Genomic DNA, 1,291 nt, shown 5'->3' with positions numbered 1-1,291 from the left:
CATCGACACGCTTCATGGCGAAGACGGCAATGACATTCTCTATGGCGGGGACGATGCCGACAGCCTCTACGGCGGCAACGACAATGACACGCTGTATGGCGATGCCGGGAACGACACGCTGTATGGCGATGCGGGCAACGACACGCTCTATGGTGGCGCTGGCGATGATGTGATGTCAGGCGGCGCGGGGTCTGACTCGCTGTATGGCGAGGCTGGCGACGATGTGATGACCGCAGGCACGTCGGGTAGCTATCTGGACGGTGGCATCGGCAATGACCAGCTGACCGGCGGCGCGGGCAACGACACGCTCTATGGTGGCGAGGGCAATGATGGTGTCAGTGGCGGCGCTGGTGCCGATTATATTGTGGGTTTTGCAGGCGCCGATACGCTCGATGGCGGTGATGGCAATGATGACGTTCGCGGTAGCGATGGCAATGACACAGTCCAGGGTGGCGCAGGCAATGACGCCGTACGCGGCGACGGCGGCATCAATATCGTCAACGGTGGTGCAGGTGATGATGCGGTCTATGTCGGCACAGAAGTCAATGCACGGGATACAGCCACGGGTGGCACGGGCGCTGATGTGTTTCGCCTTGGAGCTGCGGGCAATGCGCCTGGCAGTTTGGCGGCACCCCATGTCATTACCGATTTCAGCCGGGTCGAGGGCGACAAGCTGAAGCTAGAGTTCGATCCCTATATCAACGGTACCTATGGCTACACCAATGTGCCGCTGGTGTTCCGGGGCGAATTGTCGTCGGCGCTCTATTATGATGGCGCGCCTTTGCCGGGGGCGGACCTTGGCACGGGCTTTGTCCAGGTGTGGTGGAGCCGGGTTGGCACAGGCGGCAGCGCAAAGACAGTGCTGATCATCGACAGCGACCGCGACCTGACGCTGAGCGGATCGGACTATGTGGTCGAGTTCGCACCCGGCACCATTGCCGACATCCAACTGACGGACTTCGTCGATAACCCCTTCCGCACCTATGCCGGGACGGCCGGGGACGACAGCCATCATGGCGATGCCAGCAATAATTTCATCTATGGGCTGCTGGGCAATGATAGCCTGTGGGGCGATGGCGGCAGCGATACGATCGCCGGTGGCGCAGGCATCGACACGCTTCATGGCGAAGACGGCAATGACATTCTCTATGGCGGGGACGATGCCGATAGCCTCTACGGCGGCAACGACAATGACACGCTGTACGGCGATGCTGGGAATGACACGCTGTATGGCGATGCAGGCAACGACACGCTCTATGGGGGCGCTGGCGACGATGTGATGTCGGGCGGT

General features: G+C 61.1%; 1 protein-coding gene. It reads left to right on the top strand.

The window, feature by feature from the left end; genetic code table 11:
- A partial coding sequence (locus IL54_RS21985; protein ID WP_272945529.1) for a calcium-binding protein occupies positions 1-1,291 on the top strand: 1,291 nt, incomplete at both ends.

It is taken from the genome of Sphingobium sp. ba1 (genome assembly GCF_000743655.1).
Classification (GTDB): domain Bacteria; phylum Pseudomonadota; class Alphaproteobacteria; order Sphingomonadales; family Sphingomonadaceae; genus Sphingobium.
Note: the sequence above shows the minus strand (reverse complement) of the source record. Positions and strands in the feature narration are given on the sequence as shown.